A 19,952-nucleotide genomic window follows, 5' to 3' on the forward strand; every position below is an offset into this window, starting at 1 on the left:
TAATCATTGTTATCGACTTTTTTATAGTAATACTCTCTACAAAAATTAACATTATTCTATTATATATGTAGTAAATTGGTTGATTATACGATTTTAATCGCCATTTCTTTCAAAAAATTTTCAACAATTAAATGTAAATTAAAAGCTCATTTATTAATCTAACATTAAAAATGGTTAAAAATACTGTTAGCTTAGGAAATTAATGATACTTATTAATTGAATCATGCTAACATAAAGTATAGATAAACATTTTATTTGATGTAATTATGAAGAAAATACTTCATCATTATTAAGTAATTTCGAATTTTATTTTAAGATAGTTATGGTATAATGCATAAATACAAATTTTACATCTACATATAAAGTATTACTTGTAGTTTAATCACAAGAAAATTGCTTCAAGTCAATGGTAATGAAATTAACGGAAATCGTGATATTCCTTTTATAATGTATTAAAATACGTTACACTTATTATAAATTTTAAAAATTAACGGAGGGTGGCTTTTAATGGTTACTCAAAATAAAAAAATATTGATTATTACTGGTTCTTTCGGTAACGGTCATATGCAAGTTACTCAAAGTATCGTAAACCAATTAAATGAAATGAATTTGGACCATTTAAGTGTTATTCAACACGACTTATTTATGGAAGCACATCCGATTTTAACTTCTATATGTAAAAAATGGTATATCAATAGTTTTAAATATTTTAGAAACATGTATAAAAACTTTTATTATAGCCGCCCTGATCAACTAGATAAATGTTTTTATAAGTATTATGGTCTAAATAAATTAATAAATATACTGATTAATGAGAAACCAGATTTAATTTTGTTAACATTCCCAACACCAGTAATGTCTGTATTAACAGAACAATTCAATATTAATATTCCAATTGCGACGGTAATGACTGATTATCGAATGCAAAAAAATTGGATTACACCAAAATCAGAACGTTATTATGTTGCTACTGAAACAACTAAAGAAGATTTCATGGAAGTAGGCGTTCCTGCCTCTAACATTAAAGTCACTGGAATCCCTATTTCTAGTAAATTTGAAGAATATATTGATCAAAGAGCGTGGTTGAGTAAACATCATTTAGATCCAGATAGACCAACTATCTTAATGTCTGCAGGCGCATTTGGAGTTTCAAAAGGTTTTGACCAAATGATTAATGAAATCTTAGAGAAAAGTAAACATTCACAAGTTGTTATGATTTGTGGACGCAGTAAAGAATTAAAACGTTCATTACAAGCTAAATTTAAAAATAATCCTGATGTTTTAATATTAGGATTTACTAAACATATGAATGAATGGATGGCATCAAGCCAATTAATGATTACTAAACCAGGCGGAATAACTATTTCAGAAGGATATACTCGCTGTATTCCAATGGTATTTTTAAATCCTGCTCCTGGTCAAGAATTAGAAAATGCGCATTATTTTGAAAAAATGAATATGGGTAAAATTGCTAATACGCCAGAAGAAGCTATTGATATCGTTACGCAGATTACAAATGATGAAACTTTATTAAATAAAATGACTTCTAATATGAAAGAATCTAGAATTGAATATTCTACTTTGAAATTATGTAAAGACTTATTAGAATTATTAGGCCACTCTTCACAACCTGAAGAGATATATGGAAAGGTACCTTTATATGCCAGATTCCTCGTTAAATAATTATTCTAATAATAAAAACTTTATTATTATGTTAGTCATTTTATTTTTAATGGAATTTGCTAGAGGTATGTATATTTTAAGTTATATTAATTACTTACCTACTGTTACATCAATTGCAGTTGCAGTGACATCACTTGCTTTTTCTATTCATTTTATTGCAGATGCTGCGACAAATTTTGTTATTGGCTTTTTATTAAAAAAATTCGGTGCTAGATTAGTGCTAACATCAGGCTTTTTAATGGCATTTCTAAGTTTATTCTTAGTCATCTGGTTTCCGTCATCATCAATTATCATCATTATTAGTGCAATTATGCTCGGTATTGCTGTTAGCCCCATATGGGTGGTTATGTTATCAAGTGTTCAAGAAGATAAACGAGGCAAACAAATGGGCTATGTTTATTTTGCTTGGTTATTAGGTTTATTAGTAGGTTGGGTAGTCATGAATTTTCTAATTAAAATTCATCCCCTACATTTTGTATTTATGATGTCGCTAGTAGTTTTAATTGCTTGGGTTTTATACTACTTTGTCAATATAAGACTCACAAACTACAATACTAAACCTGTAAAAGAACAATTATTCCAAATTGTTGATGTAACTAAACGACATATGATTTTATTCCCAGGCATCTTATTACAAGGTGCAGCTATTTCAGCACTAGTCCCTATATTACCTACATACGCAACTAAAATCGTACATGTATCAACTGTTGAATATACACTAGCAATTATGATTGGTGGCATAGGTTGTGCTTTTTCTATGTTATTCCTTTCAAAAATTATAGATAAAAACAGCAAAGGCTTTATGTATAGTATTATATTTGGCGGTTTCATTTTATATACATTAATGATATTTGGATTATCTTTAATCACAAATATTTATATTGTATGGGGTATCGCTTTATTTATTGGATTAATGTATGGTATTTTACTTCCAGCTTGGAATACATTCATGGCAGGCCATATTAATCCTAAAGAACAAGAAGAAACTTGGGGCGTTTTTAATAGTGTACAAGGTTTCGGTTCTATGATTGGTCCATTATTAGGCGGTTTAATTACTCAATTCACAAATAACTTAAATAATACATTTTATTTTTCTGCATTTATTTTCTTAGTTTTAGCCTTATTTTACGGTTATTACTTTATAAATCGAAAACATGCAAAATAACAGAAAATGGAGTGAGATAGACATCTATTATAAAATAGATACCACTATCTCACTCCATTTTGTTTATGTTTTAACTATTAATAATTATTAGTTTTCAAAATCTAATTAATTTAATTTAAATGTATCGATAACGTTCCATTTGTCATCTTCTGAATGATATTGAAGTAACGATAATTCATCAATTACCTCTTTATGATCTACCCCTGCTAATTCTACTTGACCATAAATATCTTCAAATTCTTGACTTGAAAGACCTTGTGCAATTGTAAAATGAGGTACAAATTGATGTTCAGCCTTACCATAAAAATCATCTGTATCAAATCGATTAAAAATTTCTTCAAGTTCGTCGTTTTTAGCAACTTTAAAGTAAATAACATTATTTACTGGTTTGAAACTTGATGCTTTAGTCGCATGGATATCGATTGATGAGATACCTTTAATTCGAGTTTCAATTTCTTTTTTAACTGAATCTAAATCCGCATCATTAACTTCAAATTGAGATTTCACAGTAATATGTGGCATAATTTGTGCGTAATGAGTGTCATAACGCTTACGATATGCATTTACCTCTTCTTGAAATGACTTTGATGGGATTAACGCTAATCCTAAAATCATTTGAATTCCTCCTTTGTTTAACCTATTTCTATTATAGCAAAATTCCATGAAAACCGTTACTTTAAACTTAAAAATATTTTTTCTATTTTAAACTATATTCTTCAAAATTTTTATACGATGTATAGTTGATTATGATTTTTTAAACAGTATTATTTCAAATTATATCTTTAAAAAACATACCTATTTTTATACTCATTCGTAAAGTTAGTCCGGAATTTCTTCATCTAAAAAGTATTTTAGTATATCGCCTAACATTGGTTTCCATGATTTCCAGTTATGGCCGCCATCGAATTCTTGATACTCATACTTCACATGATATTGTTTAATAAGTTGATTTAATTCTCGGTTTGGCGTTAAGAAATTCGCACGTTTCCCATTGGTTGGCAAGGTAAAATCTTCTTCTTCTAAACCAATAGCATGCCAAATTGAAAGTTGTTCTTTTGTTTCACAATCTATCAATTTCTCTTTAATGATATCGTCATATTGTGGACTAAGCATAGCTACTTGGCTAAATATAGTTGGATACGTTAATGAAGTAAGTAAAGCTATACTTCCAGCCAAACTATCACCCATTAATAATCGTGCATTACCTACTTTGTAAGTTGGGAAAGTAGCATCAATAAATGGTAATAACTCTTTGCCGATTGCTTTAACAGTTAAATGTGATCGACTACCTTGTGGGTGAAATTCTTCACGTCGTTTTTCAACACTCTCGTAATGAAATCCTACAATAATAGCTCGTTGTATTTCCTGATCTTTACGCAATCTTTCATATTCTCTTTGAATTCTTCCAAATCTTAAAAAATCTAATCCATCAAAACAAATAATCACTTGATGTTTAAATAAATCTGTATAATCTTCAGGTAAATAAATCGATATCGTAACTTCTCTTTCTAAAATATCACTATAGAATTGATGTTTATTGATTTTACCTGGTTTAAATTCAGACATGTTAAAACGCCCCCTAGTAGTATTAATAACATTGTACCAAGAGACGTTATATTTTTAAATTATGTAGATTTTAAAGTTTTTAATAAATTAAGAAATTCAGTTGTTAATTGTAATTTTAATTCTTTAATAAACAACTATTTTCCGTAAATAAATTCATTAACGTTATATATAACATCCTGTTTTATTTACTTACTTTTTTCAATCTTTCAGGATAGGTTTTCAACCAAAAGATAGCATTAGGTAGTTTTTTCGCATCAGGTTTATATAATGCATGATAACCTGAACCTAAACGTGACTTCTGTCCTTCATAATCTTTTAATGCTTCTATAGCTGGCTTATGTAGTATCCATATCGCTATAATGTTTAACCACGCCATAAGACCTGCCCCTAAATCACCTAAAGCCCAAGCAACATCTGCAGTTTTAATACCACCATATAATGTTGCAATAATGATTCCTAATCTTATGAGAATAAATGCAATATTGGTTGTATGATTGTTTTGCTTTCTAGTTATATAAGCTACATTTGTTTCGGCAATATAGTAATAAGCTATTATTGTCGTAAAAGCAAAGAAGAATAACGCAATTGCTACAAAATAAGAACCTATTCCAGAAAAATGAGTATCAAAATGGTAACCACTACCATGAAATGCTTTATCTATACCTGCTTGTACATACATAGCTGTACCTGAATAATCTTTACTACCATCTGCATTTTCTACAAATACACCACCATTTTTTATTAAATGTGGTGTGCCATTAGCATTATTTTGACCATCTGTAACGTTATATGTACCTGAAAGCAAAATAATTAACGCTGTCGCTGTACATACAAATAAAGTATCCACATAAACTGAAAATGATTGAACTAATCCTTGTTTTGCTGGATGAGATACTTCTGCAGCTGAAGCTGGATGCGGTCCAGTACCTTGCCCCGCTTCATTAGAAAACTGTCCTCTTTTAACTCCAATTTCAATCATAGCGCCTACAATTCCACCAAATGCTGATTGTAATCCAAAAGCAGATTTGAATATTTCAGCTAATAATGCTGGAACAGCTTGAATGTTAATCACAATAATGATGATTGCCATCAAAATATAAATTACAGCCATAAATGGTACGACAGCAGTAGCTACATTAGCAATTGAACGTAATCCACCAAAAATGATTAACGCTAAAATAATTACGACGATCACAGCAACTACCCAATTAGGTATATTGAAAGCGTTATTCATAGAACTTGCGATTGCATTTGCTTGTACACCAGGCAATAATAATCCGGCAGATATAATCGTAACTATTGCAAATGCTAATCCGTAAATCTTACCCAACTTACCACCGATACCATATTCGATATAATATGCTGGACCACCACGATATTCACCGTTAACTTCACGTTTAAAGATCTGTCCTAATGTTGATTCAATAAATGCACTACTCGCTCCTAAAAAGGCACTCATCCACATCCAAAATACTGCACCAGGACCTCCAATAAAGATTGCTGTTGATACACCAACTATATTACCAGTACCAACACGCCCCGCTAATGACATGGCTATAGCTTGAAAACTAGAAATACCACTAGGTGATTTTTCTCCCTGAAACATTAAACGAATCATTTCTTTAAAATGTCTTACTTGGAAAAAGCGCATCATTAAACTAAAAAATATACCCGTAAATAATAATCCATATACTAATGGTTTACTCCAAACCAGTTCATTTAAAAATGCAACGATATTTTCAATCATCGTATACCTCCCTAATCAATAGATTAAAAAAATTATACGATGTATATTTACACTTATCAATATATTTTTAGAATTTTATATAAAATGTATTATATTATTATCTATTTGTGCGCTTTATTTAAACGATATGGCTCTTTTGTAGTATTGAATTTTGAGATATACTATATAAGACTATCAAAAAATGAAAAATTTCAGGAGGACTATCATATATGTTAAATAAAGTTTGGTTCCGAACTGGCATAGCTTTAATTATGTTGTTCATACTCATCAAACTATTTATGCAAGTGCATGAAGTATTTACCCCTATTGTTACCATTATTGGATCTGTTTTCCTTCCATTTATTATTAGTGGTTTCTTATTTTATATATGTTTACCATTTCAAAATTTATTAGAAAAATGGGGATTTCCAAGATGGGCTAGTATTGTAACTATATTTGTCGTGTTAATAGCAATAATTGCTATAGTTGTAGCCTTTATTGCACCAATCTTAATTTCAAATATGAATAATTTGATTAAACAAACACCAGCATTACAAAGAGAAACTGAGCGTCTGGTTAATTTCGCACTAACTCAAATTGATAAATTACCAAATGATGTCACTCACCGTATTAATAATATGGTTAAATCAATGGGTGATGGCGTAACAGATGTCTTATCAAACTCACTTTCATATATCACATCATTAATTTCTACTATCTTCTTATTGATTATGGTACCGTTCTTCCTTATTTATATGTTAAAAGATCACGAAAAATTCATTCCAGCAGTTGGTAAATTTTTCAAAGGAGAACGTAAAGTATTTGTAGTAGATTTATTGAAAGATTTAAACTACACGTTGAAGTCATATATCCAAGGACAAGTAACAGTTAGTGTTATTTTAGGTATTATCTTATATATTGGTTATACAATTATTGGATTACCTTATACACCATTATTAGTATTATTTGCTGGTGTAGCTAATTTAATACCATTCTTAGGTCCATGGCTTTCATTCACGCCAGCAGCTATTTTAGGTATTATCGATGGTCCGACGACTTTTGTTTGGGTGTGTGTTATCACTTTAATTGCACAACAATTAGAAGGAAATGTCATTACACCAAATGTTATGGGTAAATCACTAAGCATGCATCCATTAACAATCATTGTGGTTATTTTAGCAGCTGGAGATTTAGGTGGTTTTACACTAATATTAATCGCTGTACCTTTATATGCAGTATTAAAAACAATAATTAGCAATATCTTTAAATATCGTCAACGAATTATCGATAAAGCGAATAGTAACGTTAAAGATTAGATATTCTTTCACATAACATAAAATTATAACTAAAAAAGCTGTGAAGATGCCTATAGCCTTCTTCACAGTTTTTTATTGTTTTCCAATACTTCTTCAACTAATCACATAAAACAAAAACCAAGTGGGTCGTAAAGACATCTCACTTGGTCATTTGATTTATTTTGTAGCTTTCGTTTTAAAATTCCTAGCTTTATTATTTAATTGCGTGGTATCCACCATCAACATGGATGTTTTCACCTGTAACACCGCTAGAAAAATCACTTAATAAGTAAGCCGCTGTTTTACCTACTTCTTCTTGGTCAACGTTACGTTTTAATGGTGCACGTTCTTCAATTTCTTTAAGAATTGTGTTAAATCCACCTACACCTTTAGCACTTAAAGTACGAATAGGACCAGCTGAGATTGCATTTACACGGATGTTATCTTCACCTAAGTCTAGTGCTAAATATTTAACATTTGCTTCTAAACTTGCTTTAGCTACGCCCATAACATTATAGTTTTGTACAGCAAATTCTCCACCTAAATAAGTTGTAGCAACAATGCTTCCACCTTCAGGCATTAATTTTTTAGCTTCATTTGCAACAATAGTTAGTGAATATGAACTAATATCTTGCGCTAATAAGAAACCTTCTCTTGATGTTTCAGAGAAACGTCCTCTTAAATCTTCCATGTTGGCAAAAGCAATTGAATGATAAACGCCATCAATATCGCCTACATCTTCACCGATTTTAGCAAAGCCATTAACAACATCTTCATCACTTTGAACATCGATTTGATATAAACGTTGTTCTGATTGATTAAGTTGATCTAATAATTTTTCTAATTCTTTACGGCTACGATCTTTACGATATGTAAATACTAATTTAGCACCTAGTTGATCTAGTACTTTAGCAACGCCAAAACCAATACTACGTTTATTGGCAATTCCCATAATGACATAAGTTTTATTTTCAAGTTTTAACATGCAAATAACTCCTTTTAATAAGATATATAATAAATCATTTCAAACGTTTCTAAATTTTTCACTCAATATATTTTAACATTTTTAGTACCTGATAATAAAGCATTTTAGATTTACTCTATAGTTCACACTATACTTATATTAAATTTCATATTATTTATATAATTAAAAAGATCTGTAAGTATGATGTATACTTACAGACCCATAATCCTTTATTAATAATAGAATTCTAATTCTTGTTTTAACTCATCTACATATTCTTTTGAACCTGTCACAATAAGTCTATCTTTATAACGTAATTGCGTATCACCATGAGGAACAATGGAATCATTATTGCGCACAATTCTTACAAAAATAATATCTCCACCGAATGGGAAATTTCGTAATTGGATGTTCTCATACTTATAATTCAACATTTGAATTTCATATAGAGATGTTTCTACATTACTTAATAAGTTAAGCATATTCGGCGTTTCTATTAATCCTTTAAGTAATATTTTATTACTTAGATAATTACTAAATATTTCTATGCCTAACGATTTCATTTCTAAGTCTTCATTTGTACTTTCAAGTCTACATATCACTCGTTCTACGCCATGTTCTTTAGCCATCAAAGCGACTTTTCGGTTGATTTCATCATCATTAGTCGCACATACAACGATGTCACGATCGAATAACCCTAATCTTTCAAGTATTCCTTGTTCATAATCAGCGATTTCGACCATAGTAATTTCATCGGATAATTTACGACTATCACTTAAATCTTTACGATAATAAAGTGAAATGTCATACAATTGGGAAGTTAAATTCTGTACGATAGGAATAGTCAGTTGGTTTTTACCTATCAAGCTTACCTCAATACGACGATTCATTTCATTAGGTACTGGGAATAGCTTTTTAAAAATAACAGGCACAAAGACACAAGTAATGACTGCACTTAAAATAAGTAACCCTGATGTTTCTGCTGAAATTGTCTTTAATTGTTCAGCGATTTTAGCTGCAGCAATAACTAATGATAGCGTTGACGTTAATAAGAATGCTGAAGCAACAGTCGTCTTCATATCAAACCATCGTTTTATAAGAAATACTGGAATTAGCTTAGATACTATAAAAGCCAAAATTAAAATAGGTATAATGATTAATAAGGATGGTTCTTTCACTAATGATGGAATGTCTAAATCTACACCCACCATAATAAAGAATATAGGAATGAAAAATCCGTATCCAAATGAGTCTAATTTCTCAACCATTTCTTCATCAGGATTTAATAATGATACAACTACGCCAGCTAAGAATGCACCAAGTATGTATTCAGCACCAACACCTTCTGCTAATGCAACAAGTAATATAATCAATGCAAATACGGCACGTATACCAATTTGTGTAGTACCACCCATTAATTTTTGTAAAAATGACATTCGTTTAAATAGTACTCCAATCACGTAGAAAATAATTGTAAATACTACCAAAATGCCTGTAAGCCAGATGGTACTACCACCGTGACCGTTAACCGCACCATAAATTGTTAGTAATATCATTGTTACTAAATCGGCTAATACCGCAACTAACAAGATAAATTGTCCAATAGTCGTTCTCATTATATTCATTTCTTTTAATGTCGGAACTACCACACCTAATGAAATAGTAGATATAATAATTATCATTAATAATACATCATCTATTAAACCAAACCATTTTAATGCGTATGCTAAAATAATTGAAACAATCATGATTAATGCAAATACTGTCATTGCGAGGTTTAAATGACCTGGTAATTTCTTCTCTTCTTTTCTTTCACCTTGTCGAGGACGAGAATCTTTTTTAAAGGCGTTAAAATCAATTTCTAATCCACTTAAAAACATTAAAAAGATAAAGCCTAATGTTGATAAAATACTAAGCATAGAATCTTTGGTTACTAAGTTTAAAAATGAATTACCTATAATTATCCCCATTAATATTTCAGCAACTACGACAGGTAAAAAATTAATATTCAACCTATTTATTATAATAGGTGTTAAGAATGCAGCTACAACTACAATCACAAGTGATAAGAACTCCATTAGTTCCTCCTTAAGTTAAATATGACATAAATGATGTTGCTAAGCCGAAATAAATTAACATACTTACAATGTCGTTAATTGTTGTAATAAATGGACCACTTGCAACTGCTGGGTCAATTTTTAATTTATTCATTAATAATGGAATCATTGATCCAACTAATGTACCAACTGTCATAGCACACGTTAAACTGCCACCAACAATGACTGCTAATAAGGGTTGTCTATAAATAGCAATAATTATAATGATTAAAATGATGGAACAAACAATTCCTGATAAAAAGCCACTTCCCGCTTCTCTTAAAGCAACTTTAAATTTACTTTGTTCGTCGATATCACCAGTTGAAATATTACGTACAGATACGGCTAAAGATTGCGTACCAGAATTACCTGACATCCCACTAATAATTGGTATAAAGGCTGCTAATAAAGCGACTTTTGCTAAAGTGTCTTCAAAGCTACCTAAAATTGTTGCAGTAATCATACCTAAAAACGTTAAAATGATTAGCCAAGGTAAACGTTTTGTTGCCGTTTTGATTACTGAATCATTAGTAGAATCAATATCAGAGACACCGGCTAAACGAGAGTAGTCTTCACTTGCCTCTTCATCCATAACATCTAAAATATCATCAATTGTAATAATACCTAATAGATGATTTTGGTAATCAACAACAGGTACTGCAATGAAATCATAGTCTCTCATTGTTTGTGCAACGTCTTCTTGGTCAGTTGCGACATCTACACTAATAACACGTTCACTCATCACATCTTCAATATAAGCATCGTTCTCAGCTGTGATTAAATCTCTTAAAGATAAAACCCCAACTAATTGATCATCTTCATTGATAGCAAAAATCACGTAAATTGTTTCAGCATTTGGCGCTTGTTCTTTAACATGCATTAATGCTTCTTTAACAGGAGTAGTAGATTTTAATGAAAGATATTCTGTTGTCATAATACCGCCGGCGGTATCTTCTTCATAATGTAGTAATGCCTTTATTTCATTGGCATCTTCTTTATTCATTAATGTAAGTAAACTAGCGACTTTAGGTTTAGTTAATTCGTTTAAAATGTCTACTGCATTATCGTATGACATTTCTTCTAAAATATGACTTGCGTAGTTTGCATTAATTTTTTCAAATAATTCTTCGTAATCCTCATCGTCTATATCCAAGTGATCAAAGAAATCAGCAACTTCTTGTGGTGATAAGAATTGGAATATTTTTTGTCTATTCTCATCATCAGTGTCTTCAAAGTATTCACTTTGTTCGTAATTATGCATTGATAAAAATTCTTCTCTAAATGCATCTATATCTTCATTTTGTAATAATTGATCTAATAAGTCTTTATCGTACACATCTTCGCTAGCGTATTCTTTCTCTTTCATTTCTGTGTCGTTAGACAATTTAAACACCTCCAAAATGCTTTTTATATCATGTCATACCATTGATTTAGTTGTTTATAATCAGTTGTTATTTCAATTGTATTTTTACTTACTGGGTGTTCAAATGTTAGTTTGTAACACTGTAAACATTGCCCCTCTATTTTATCATGTTTACCACCGTATAATGTATCACCAATTAAAGGATGACCTAAATGTTGAAAATGCACCCTTATTTGATGAGTCCGACCAGTACATAATTGGACTTCACATAAACTTACATGACTCTTTTGTTTAATCGTCTGATATATGGTTTTAGCATACTTACCATTTTCTGATACTTGTCTTTCAATAATACTATGACTAGTTCTTGAAATGGGCTCTTCAATCACATCACTTGATTTTGTTAAACCATGGGCTAAACATATATATTTTTTATTCATATTAATTTTTGAAAATAAGTAATGAATATATCCATATTTTGCAAATAAAACAATACCAGTCGTATTACGATCTAATCGTGTAACAATATGTGGGTTAGTATTTTCACCTTTGTCTTGTAAATAACCTAAAACTTGTTCAACTAAGCTCTCATGTGGATGTTCACGAGAAGGTGCACAATTTTGTCCATTAGGTTTGAAGACAATAATAATATAGTCATCTTCAAATAAAATATCTAATGGTTTCAAATATGGAACTAAGTTAGCGCTCGGAACTTCCTTTGGTAAACGCACTTCTAATTTGTCATTGATATCAAGTTCAAACCTTACTGTTACAGGTTTATTATTTACAAGTAAAGCGCCATTAGTTTTAATGGCGCTAATCGTTTTCTTAGAAAAATCATGTCGTTTTAAAAATGTTTTAAGCGTTTCTTTTTGCGTAATTGTATAACGGAATATCATATTTCATCATCACTTGAAATAAAGGAATCGTGTACCCTTTTCCAAAATGGGAATGGTCTAAAGCGTGCAAACCTTACTTTTTCATTTGCTACTCTATATTGAATCGCATTCACATTTTTATGTTTAATGCTGACATGGTCAATAGTCGTACGTATCGTATCATGATTCACTGGGGTAATAAGACAAGTATGATGTTTAGGTAACACAAGTGGTGACCCTACCGTTCTAAACACGCGATTGTTAATTGACGCAATCTCAGCAATTTGCATTGCTTCAAGAGAAGGATGAATTAACGCTCCACCTAATGCTTTGTTATAGGCTGTAGAACCTGATGGTGTAGATATACACAAACCATCACCTCTAAAACGCTCAAAATGTTTTCCACGAATATTAACATCCACAACTAATGTTGATCCATTTTCAGTTTTCATGGTTGCTTCATTCAAAGCTAAGTACCTTGTTTCATAACCATTATTATTATATCGGACTATGATTTCTAATAATGGATATTCAATGACTTGAAATTCTGAATTGTTAATTTCAATAATCAATTTTTCGACTTCATGAGGTAACCAATCAGCATAAAATCCTAAATGGCCAGTATGAACACCGACAAATGCTACTTTCGATAACATATGACTATACTGATGAAAGGCTTGAAGTAAAGTACCATCGCCACCAACTGATATGACTATTTCTGGATTTTCTTTATCTTCAACCATTTGAAAATCTTTCATATGGCTAATCATTTTATGCTTTAACGCATTGGATTTTGAATCACCTTTAGTTAGGATTGTATAACGCATCTTTACACCTCATTAGTCATTTTCATGCTTTTTTGCACGCTTTTGAGTATAGTATTTTTGTGCTTCTTGAATTTCATCTTTGATTTCAGACATTTCTTCATCTAATAAGTATGCCGCTTCAGCTGCTCTTTCTAAACGATGTTGTATCTCACTTGGATAATCCCCATCATATTTATAACGCAATGTATGCTCAATCGTTGACCAAAAGTTCATTGCCAATGTTCTAATTTGAATTTCAGCTAATATCGACTTTTGTCCACTCAATGTTTCAATTGGATATTCAATGATGACATGATAAGAACGGTAACCACTTTCTTTAGTATTACGAATATAGTCTCTTTCTTCAACGACGCTAAAGTCTTTACGTTGACGTAAAATATTGACAACTACATCGATGTCATCAACAAATTGACACATAATTCGTAACCCAGCTATGTCATACATTTCTTCTCTTAATCTATCAAATTGAATTCCACGTTTATTGGCTTTATCAATTATACTTGAAATAGGTTTTACGCGGCCTGTTACGAATTCAATGGGAGAACTATGTTCACTAATTTCATATTGTCTACGTAATCCTTTTAATTTTACTTTTAATTCATTAACGGCCTGTTTATAAGGTGTTAAAAATTGATCCCACTGGTTCATATTCATTCACTCCGCTTCATTCTAGTTCAAAAGTTTTTTCAACAGCAGAAACAAACTCCTTACCATAGTTATTATTACCTTCTATATTATCCAATATGAAATCTAATTCTTCTTGGAAATGTTTAAGTTCTAACGTTTCATTTACGACTAGTTTTTTACCTTTATTTTCATGTAGCATTGACCATGTTTCTTCAACAAAGATCAAATACGAATAGGATTGTCCATCATCTAATATGTATGCAAATCCGTAGTTATCACTGTCAACAAGCATTTGTCCTACTTCTTCTAATCCTTCAATAGAATCTTCTGAATAACAATAAATTGTATCATCTTTCACTTTTATCTCATTTATATATATACGCATGCTTGCCCCTCCTTATTCCATATTAGTTTAACATAATTTGGCCATTCAACACACATATCTATGCCATTATTCTTACATTATTATTAGGTTTATGATTGTTCAGATTAAAACCAAAAGTATATGTCTGATATTATTAAAATATATGTAAAAATGTACATCGTCAAAATGATCAAAATTACTTTAAATCATAGATGATTTACGGCATAATATTGATAAATTTAAAATAAACACAAAGAAAAGTATCGGGGTGTATCTCTATCATGGCAACTAATAATGAAATTGAATTTAAACAAATACTAAATGAAAATGTATATAATGACATTAAACACAAATACTTTAAGGACGATACTCCTTTTAAACAAATTAACTATTATATTGACACTGAGGATTTTAAATTAAAATCAAATCAATCGGCTTTAAGAATACGTGTGAAAGACGATACTTATGAAATGACGCTTAAAGTTCCAGCAGAAGTCGGTTTAACAGAATATAATTTTGATGTATCTATAGAACCTAAAATTAATAAAGTAATTAGCCACGATCAATTACCATCAGACATTAGACATATTATATCTGAAAAATACGGCATTCAAGATGGTAGTTTATCTATTTTAGGTGCATTAACAACATATCGAATGGAAACCAATTATAAAAATGAATTACTTGTACTGGATAAAAGTGAATATCTGGGCACTGAGGATTATGAACTTGAATTTGAAGTTAACCAATATGAAGAAGGTTTAACAAAATTCAATGAGTTACTTCAGTCATTTAATCTGGCTCACCAAAAACCATTGAATAAAGTTCAACGATTCTTTGAACGAAAAAAAGAATTATCTTAAATTAGCAAAAAATAGCTATAATGCAAATTACTTTCATATGTAAAAATTCATGTTATATTAGATATATATTAATGGAACACGGTGATAATATGCCTAGAACACCTTATGACATCATCGGGCAAGACGCACTATATCAAATGATTGATCATTTTTACTCGTTAGTTGAACAAGACGATAGAATTAATCATTTATTCCCTGGTGATTTTAAAGAAACGAGTCGAAAGCAAAAACAATTTTTAACTCAGTTTTTAGGTGGCCCTGATTTATATACTCAAGAACATGGACACCCCATGTTAAAAAGACGACATATGGAATTTACAATTACTGAATTTGAACGCGATGCTTGGTTAGAAAATATGTCTATTGCGATTACCCACGCTAATTTTCCCGCTGGGGTTGGAGACTATTTATATGAAAGATTGCGACTAACAGCTAATCACATGGTAAATTCCGAAAATTAATTGTAGGTGAAATGACATGGCTGAAGAGTTAAGAGTAATGGAGAATAAGAGTTGTGAAGATGCAAATACTGATCTATCACCTGTATGCAAAATAGAAATTTACTCTTTTTTCGATCCCTTTAGTAAAGATTGCTTTAAATTATCCGCAATTTTATCTAAATTAAGAATTGAATATAATCAATATATACGTGTTAGACATATTCTTAATCCTTCATTAAAAGTTTTAACAAAATGCCAAGCACAAAGCACCTCTGATTTTGATAATATTGCCCTTGCTTATAAAGCGGCTGAATTACAAGGTCGTTTAAGAGCTGAGCGTTTTATTCATTTAATGCAAAATGAAATTATTCCAAAGCGTGATATTATCACTGAAGAAATGATATGTGATTGTGTAAAAAATGCTGGAATAGATTATGAAGTGTTTAAAGAAGACTTACAAAAAAGTAAACTTACTGAAAGTTTAAAAGTTGACTTGCATATAGCACGTGAAATGGAAATTGAACAATCCCCTTCTCTCGTCTTTTTCAATGAAGATGTGCACGAAGAAGGTTTAAAAGTTGAAGGATTATATCCTTACCATATATACACATATATTATTAACGAACTTATGGGTAGTCCTATTGAAAAGAACTTACCACCAAAATTAGAGACATACATTCAACAAAAGCAACTTGTTACAATGGAAGAATTGCTTACTATATATGAATGGCCTGAGAAATTACTTAATAAAGAACTAAAAAAATTAATGCTTCAGCAAAAAGTTGAAAAACTTAATTATCCTGAAGGTAAATTTTGGAAATCAAAAATGCCCAAACCTAATTGTTAAATATAAATATTAATAAAGCCAACACAAAATGATTTTAAATAATCTTTTGTGCTGGCTTTTTGTTTATTCATTAATTGTATAATTTATGTATATTGTTCAACGTATAATTTTATAATAAATAAAAAAAACGCCGTGTCTGATTACACGACGCTAAACAAAGGGGATGGGAGAAATTTTTCACTTCAAACAAAGGGGTATGTTTGTTATGTGATTAATTTCATGTTCATAATATAACACGACACATACCCCATTTCAACCATTCAGTTTATTAAATTTTAAATTGTCACAATCTGTTCATAATGTAAGCGAATTCAATCATATTAAGCTTTCATTAGCTTTTCAAAAGCATCTAATTTTTGTTCAAAGACTTCACATGCTTGTTCAATTGGTTCTGGTGTTGTCATATCTACACCCGCATTTTTTAGTATTTCAATTGGATAATTTGAACTACCTTTTTTCAAGAATTCATTAATATATCTTTCAACAGCTGGTTGCCCTTCTGTCAAAATTTGATGACTTAAACTTTGTGCAGCACTATAGCCTGTTGCGTATTGATATACATAATAATTCATATAGAAGTGTGGAATTCGAGACCATTCTTTACTGATATCTTCATCAGTTTCGACAGCATCTCCAAAATATTGTTTATTCAATTTGGCATATTCTTCATTCATACGATTAGGTGTTAATGGTTCACCCGCTTCTTCAATTTGATGAATTTTATGTTCAAATTCAGCAAACATAGTTTGACGGAATAGAGTTGCTCTAAATCGTTCTAATTCTTGGTTTAGAAGTAATAAGCGTCTTTCATCGTCAAGATGTTTATCCATATAGTCACTTAGTAATGCTTCATTACAAGTTGAAGCAACTTCTGCTACAAATATAGTATAATCACTTAAGTTTGAAGGTTGGTTTTGACGACTGAAATAACTATGAGCTGAATGACCAAATTCATGAACTAATGTATATAAATCAGATACTGTATCTGACCAATTTAATAAGATGAACGGGTTTGTTAAATGCGCACCTGATGAGTAGCCGCCTGAACGTTTACCCTTATTTTCATATACATCTACCCAGCGATTTTCTAGTCCTTCTTTAACTACATTTAAATATTCTTCACCCATAGGTTCAAGTGCTTTTAACATCCATGATTTAGCTTCTTCATAAGGCATTTCAAATTTAACATCTTTTACTAATGGTGTATATAAATCATACATTTTCAAATCATCAATACATAATAACTCTTGACGCAATTTAGTATATCTATGAAGTAAAGGTAAGTATTTGTGAACTGTTTTCACTAAGTTATCATAAACTTCTTCTGGAATATGATTATTACTTAAAGCTTTTTCACGTGCAGAATTGTAATGGTGTGTACGAGCGTTAAAGACATTTTTCTTAACTTCACCTGCTAATGTTGCACCTAAAGTATTATTATGTGCTCCATAAGCTTTATAAACATTTCTGAAAGCAGATTCTCTTAATACTCTATCATCTGATTCTAGATATTTAATAAAAGTACCTTGTGTAAGTGGATGTGCTTCTCCATCTTTATCTATAGCATCTTCAAATTCTAGATCAGCATTACTGAACATTCCATATACATTTGATGGAGTAGATAAAGCATCTTGAGCTTCAGTAAGTAATTTTTCAGTATCAGCATCTAAAATATGTGGACGTTTTTCATTAATAAGTTGTAAATCGAACTCATATTGTTTTAATTTATCGTTAGATTGAATAAACGATTGAATTGTCGCTTCATCAATTTGTAAAATTTCTGGCACTAAGAAACTCCATGCTGAACTGTATTTAATAATTAATTGGTGTGCACGTGATTCCATACCAGTATATTGATCATTAGCAGTATCTTGGTCTTGTTTAAGATGAGCATAAACATACACCTTCTCTAATTTAGTACCTATTTCATCTTCTAATGCTAATGCTTCATATAAAGTTTCGGCACTGTCACCTAAGTGCCCTTTAAATTGCTCTTCTTTACCGATATCATTTTCAACTTCTTTAAATGCTTCTTCAAATGCTTCATTGTTTGGGAAAATCGTTGTTAGATCCCATGTATATTCAGGATATTTACGTTCCTGTTCTTCTCTAGTTAATTGTTGATTCATAAATAAACCTCCTCGAAATTCTCAATAACTTAATTTTCTCATTTTAGTAGATAATTTGCACGTCTTTACTGTTAAGATTTATAGCATATTGATATTCCATTATTATTGCCTTAATAATCTCAATTTTAGCTTTTGTAGAATTTGAAAATTGTCTGAATTCAAGGCATTTTTCAAAGTATTGATAATTCAATCGTTTTTCTTTCTCTAATAACAATAATTGAAGTTGCCATTCGATAGGATGGGTTTTGATATATATTTGATGAGGTACGATAAATCCCACTTTATACGCCACCTTATCCTCAAACAATTGTAATTGATACATCGCACTTAAAGTAGGCTCTAATACTGAATTCTTCCAACGACATCGTTGTATATATTTTAAAATCTTTTGATTACTCAGTTTATAAATTGTATTTGAACTATGACTAAGTTTATTAGCCTTATCTAAATAGTTTATCAATGTTTGTCTTCTTGCTTTAAACGTCTTACCACCAATATGTTGTATATCTGAATAAACTATAGGTGACTTATCTTGTTCATTCCAAGTTAAAAGTCTCTTAGTTTCACAATCAATAGTACTTGCTTGAAAGTCACTTAGACTTAGCATCATTTTGCTTTTATCATATTTAATATCTTTAACAATCCATATGGGATGTAATCCAATACTATTCAGACCGTCACTACGTAGTCGTATCTTGGATAAACTAATCATAGAAAACTGTAATTCTAACGCTATTTTATCGTTAACTACTATATCTGGTAATTGATTAATCAATTTGTAAAATGGCTCAATTCGGACAGTATATCCTAATCGTTTTAACATAGTTGCTAATTGGTATTTTGCGTGATAGTGAAGTTCTGATTCACCTTTTGCACACCATCTTTGACTCTGGCTTTCATGTGCAAAATGAGGCATAACTTTTATTCCTTTTTTCAAAATTAATTTTGAATGGCAATGAGGACAATAATAATCCACATTTTTAATGGCGTTTTTAGCTAAGATATGTTCATTGTTATGATTTAAAGCTTCTAACATACGTTCACCTCATAAATATTAACGAAGCAAACACTATTTTTACTTTTGACAACACATAAGTTTAAAGAATTCCATAAAAAAAC

General features: G+C 30.5%; 18 protein-coding genes. 6 read left to right on the top strand and 12 right to left on the bottom strand.

The features are described 5' to 3' along the window. Window positions 1-507: 507 nt before the first annotated feature. On the top strand, window positions 508-1,683 hold the full coding sequence (locus CD121_RS10205) for a diglucosyl diacylglycerol synthase (RefSeq protein ID WP_017637377.1): 1,176 nt from the start codon (window positions 508-510) through the stop codon (window positions 1,681-1,683). After that, entirely contained in the window at window positions 1,661-2,848 is a 1,188-nt protein-coding gene (gene ltaA, locus CD121_RS10210) for a lipoteichoic acid biosynthesis MFS flippase LtaA (RefSeq protein WP_126568160.1), read from the top strand. Before CD121_RS10205 ends, ltaA begins: the two co-directional genes overlap by 23 nt. A 105-nt stretch (window positions 2,849-2,953) precedes the next feature. Here the strand turns inward: ltaA and CD121_RS10215 are convergent, their stop codons facing one another. From CD121_RS10215 to CD121_RS10225, 3 genes are all read right to left on the bottom strand, one after another. Continuing rightward, complete coding sequence (locus tag CD121_RS10215; protein WP_017637379.1) at window positions 2,954-3,463, bottom strand: YjcG family protein; 510 nt, start codon at window positions 3,461-3,463, stop codon at window positions 2,954-2,956. 204 nt (window positions 3,464-3,667) lie between these two features. Continuing rightward, the gene (locus tag CD121_RS10220) at window positions 3,668-4,414 is read right to left on the bottom strand and encodes an esterase family protein (RefSeq protein WP_119623018.1); all 747 of its coding nucleotides are present in this window, start codon (window positions 4,412-4,414) and stop codon (window positions 3,668-3,670) included. A 181-nt stretch (window positions 4,415-4,595) separates the two neighbouring features. After that, a complete protein-coding gene (locus tag CD121_RS10225) occupies window positions 4,596-6,161 on the bottom strand; it encodes an alanine/glycine:cation symporter family protein (protein WP_126568162.1) in 1,566 nt (521 codons plus the stop codon). A 209-nt stretch (window positions 6,162-6,370) separates the two neighbouring features. On the opposite strand from CD121_RS10225, the gene cozEa reads away from it, so the two are divergent. Beyond that, window positions 6,371-7,456, top strand: coding sequence for a lipoteichoic acid biosynthesis protein CozEa (cozEa, locus tag CD121_RS10230; protein ID WP_017637382.1), 1,086 nt, complete (start codon window positions 6,371-6,373; stop codon window positions 7,454-7,456). Window positions 7,457-7,649: 193 nt separating this feature from the next. Here cozEa and fabI read toward each other — a convergent pair whose 3' ends face one another. From fabI to CD121_RS10265, 7 genes are all read right to left on the bottom strand, one after another. Next, window positions 7,650-8,420 carry an enoyl-ACP reductase FabI gene (fabI, locus tag CD121_RS10235; protein ID WP_126568165.1) on the bottom strand — a complete coding sequence of 257 codons (771 nt, stop codon included), beginning with the start codon at window positions 8,418-8,420 and terminating at the stop codon, window positions 7,650-7,652. A 212-nt stretch (window positions 8,421-8,632) separates the two neighbouring features. Continuing rightward, a complete protein-coding gene (locus CD121_RS10240; RefSeq protein ID WP_017637384.1) occupies window positions 8,633-10,477 on the bottom strand; it encodes a monovalent cation:proton antiporter family protein in 1,845 nt (614 codons plus the stop codon). A gap of 10 nt (window positions 10,478-10,487) precedes the next feature. Continuing rightward, a complete protein-coding gene (mgtE, locus tag CD121_RS10245; protein ID WP_371106437.1) occupies window positions 10,488-11,861 on the bottom strand; it encodes a magnesium transporter in 1,374 nt (457 codons plus the stop codon). Window positions 11,862-11,902: 41 nt separating this feature from the next. Then, a complete protein-coding gene (locus CD121_RS10250; protein WP_126568167.1) occupies window positions 11,903-12,757 on the bottom strand; it encodes an RluA family pseudouridine synthase in 855 nt (284 codons plus the stop codon). After that, window positions 12,754-13,563 carry an NAD kinase gene (locus CD121_RS10255; RefSeq protein WP_070452261.1) on the bottom strand — a complete coding sequence of 270 codons (810 nt, stop codon included), beginning with the start codon at window positions 13,561-13,563 and terminating at the stop codon, window positions 12,754-12,756. The genes CD121_RS10250 and CD121_RS10255 overlap by 4 nt, the downstream gene beginning before the upstream one ends. A gap of 12 nt (window positions 13,564-13,575) precedes the next feature. After that, a complete protein-coding gene (gene yjbM / locus CD121_RS10260) occupies window positions 13,576-14,211 on the bottom strand; it encodes a GTP diphosphokinase (protein ID WP_017637388.1) in 636 nt (211 codons plus the stop codon). A gap of 16 nt (window positions 14,212-14,227) precedes the next feature. Beyond that, window positions 14,228-14,575, bottom strand: a complete 348-nt coding sequence (locus CD121_RS10265) for a UPF0738 family protein (RefSeq protein WP_126568170.1) — start codon at window positions 14,573-14,575, stop codon at window positions 14,228-14,230. Window positions 14,576-14,835: 260 nt separating this feature from the next. Here CD121_RS10265 and CD121_RS10270 point away from each other — a divergent pair, with 260 nt between their 5' ends. From CD121_RS10270 to yjbH, 3 genes are all read left to right on the top strand, one after another. Further along, window positions 14,836-15,417 (top strand): CYTH domain-containing protein, encoded by a 582-nt coding sequence (locus tag CD121_RS10270; protein ID WP_017637390.1) that lies wholly within the window; start codon window positions 14,836-14,838, stop codon window positions 15,415-15,417. A gap of 89 nt (window positions 15,418-15,506) precedes the next feature. After that, window positions 15,507-15,878, top strand: a complete 372-nt coding sequence (locus tag CD121_RS10275) for a truncated hemoglobin YjbI (protein ID WP_029055566.1) — start codon at window positions 15,507-15,509, stop codon at window positions 15,876-15,878. A 16-nt stretch (window positions 15,879-15,894) separates the two neighbouring features. Beyond that, window positions 15,895-16,704, top strand: a complete 810-nt coding sequence (gene yjbH, locus CD121_RS10280) for a protease adaptor protein YjbH (protein ID WP_017637392.1) — start codon at window positions 15,895-15,897, stop codon at window positions 16,702-16,704. A gap of 320 nt (window positions 16,705-17,024) precedes the next feature. Here yjbH and pepF read toward each other — a convergent pair whose 3' ends face one another. Continuing rightward, window positions 17,025-18,833 carry an oligoendopeptidase F gene (gene pepF / locus CD121_RS10285; protein WP_126568173.1) on the bottom strand — a complete coding sequence of 603 codons (1,809 nt, stop codon included), beginning with the start codon at window positions 18,831-18,833 and terminating at the stop codon, window positions 17,025-17,027. Between the two features lie 43 nt (window positions 18,834-18,876). Continuing rightward, on the bottom strand, window positions 18,877-19,869 hold the full coding sequence (locus CD121_RS10290; protein WP_126568175.1) for a competence protein CoiA: 993 nt from the start codon (window positions 19,867-19,869) through the stop codon (window positions 18,877-18,879). Between the last annotated feature and the right edge of the window lie 83 nt (window positions 19,870-19,952).

The sequence above is a fragment of the Staphylococcus pasteuri genome, from assembly GCF_003970495.1.
In the GTDB taxonomy this organism is placed as follows: domain Bacteria; phylum Bacillota; class Bacilli; order Staphylococcales; family Staphylococcaceae; genus Staphylococcus; species Staphylococcus pasteuri.

Coding starts and splice junctions, on each gene's coding strand:
- CD121_RS10205 (WP_017637377.1), top strand. CDS start 508: ATGGTTACTCAAAATAAAAAAATATTGATTATTACTGGTTCTTTCGGT.
- fabI (WP_126568165.1), bottom strand. CDS start 8,420: ATGTTAAAACTTGAAAATAAAACTTATGTCATTATGGGAATTGCCAAT.
- CD121_RS10220 (WP_119623018.1), bottom strand. CDS start 4,414: ATGTCTGAATTTAAACCAGGTAAAATCAATAAACATCAATTCTATAGT.
- yjbH (WP_017637392.1), top strand. CDS start 15,895: ATGGCTGAAGAGTTAAGAGTAATGGAGAATAAGAGTTGTGAAGATGCA.
- yjbM (WP_017637388.1), bottom strand. CDS start 14,211: ATGAACCAGTGGGATCAATTTTTAACACCTTATAAACAGGCCGTTAAT.
- CD121_RS10270 (WP_017637390.1), top strand. CDS start 14,836: ATGGCAACTAATAATGAAATTGAATTTAAACAAATACTAAATGAAAAT.
- pepF (WP_126568173.1), bottom strand. CDS start 18,833: ATGAATCAACAATTAACTAGAGAAGAACAGGAACGTAAATATCCTGAA.
- CD121_RS10240 (WP_017637384.1), bottom strand. CDS start 10,477: ATGGAGTTCTTATCACTTGTGATTGTAGTTGTAGCTGCATTCTTAACA.
- CD121_RS10290 (WP_126568175.1), bottom strand. CDS start 19,869: ATGTTAGAAGCTTTAAATCATAACAATGAACATATCTTAGCTAAAAAC.
- CD121_RS10250 (WP_126568167.1), bottom strand. CDS start 12,757: ATGATATTCCGTTATACAATTACGCAAAAAGAAACGCTTAAAACATTT.
- CD121_RS10265 (WP_126568170.1), bottom strand. CDS start 14,575: ATGCGTATATATATAAATGAGATAAAAGTGAAAGATGATACAATTTAT.
- CD121_RS10275 (WP_029055566.1), top strand. CDS start 15,507: ATGCCTAGAACACCTTATGACATCATCGGGCAAGACGCACTATATCAA.
- cozEa (WP_017637382.1), top strand. CDS start 6,371: ATGTTAAATAAAGTTTGGTTCCGAACTGGCATAGCTTTAATTATGTTG.
- CD121_RS10215 (WP_017637379.1), bottom strand. CDS start 3,463: ATGATTTTAGGATTAGCGTTAATCCCATCAAAGTCATTTCAAGAAGAG.
- mgtE (WP_371106437.1), bottom strand. CDS start 11,861: ATGAAAGAGAAAGAATACGCTAGCGAAGATGTGTACGATAAAGACTTA.
- CD121_RS10255 (WP_070452261.1), bottom strand. CDS start 13,563: ATGCGTTATACAATCCTAACTAAAGGTGATTCAAAATCCAATGCGTTA.
- CD121_RS10225 (WP_126568162.1), bottom strand. CDS start 6,161: ATGATTGAAAATATCGTTGCATTTTTAAATGAACTGGTTTGGAGTAAA.
- ltaA (WP_126568160.1), top strand. CDS start 1,661: ATGCCAGATTCCTCGTTAAATAATTATTCTAATAATAAAAACTTTATT.